General features: G+C 44.0%; 1 pseudogene. It reads right to left on the bottom strand.

Going from position 1 to position 486, the window contains the following annotated elements:
- Positions 1-207 precede the first annotated feature (207 nt).
- Positions 208-486 (bottom strand): annotated as a pseudogene (locus ACTHSP_RS21735) (zonular occludens toxin domain-containing protein); the annotation flags it as partial.

Below are 486 nucleotides of genomic sequence, written 5' to 3'. Positions count from 1 at the left end.
TACAGTCTGATGACTTAGGCCGTTTCAAGATGGGCGTTTTTCGGTTCGGGTAGCTAATCCGAACCTGTAAGCCGTCTGAATAAAAGAGCTTACAGCTTCGGATAGTTATCCTAGTATTCAAGTAGCGGGCGTTCCCGCACCCCGTGCTACTTTTTACCATATTGATTACGCCTTTGGGCTTCATCAACACAGTAAAAAGCAGCTTGATTAATTAGATCCGACAGTCCCTCCACGTTGCTGGAATTGTTCCCCTGCCTCTACATAGCCGTCATACATTAAGTTTTGCGGAGATTTTCCACCAAGTGCTAAAACTTGACTATTGTCATTGGATTTGGCTTGGTTTTGTGGCTGTGTTGCTTGGGTAGTTAGGGTTTTGTCTTTGTAAGGGTTAAATGGCAAACCGTTACGCACGTAGTCTTTGCACATTGTTTTTGTGATTTCTTTCAGCGGTGTACCTTGGTCACTGTAACAAGTACAGCCACTATT

It is taken from the genome of Neisseria sp. P0001.S005 (genome assembly GCF_051963715.1).
Note: the sequence above shows the minus strand (reverse complement) of the source record. Positions and strands in the feature narration are given on the sequence as shown.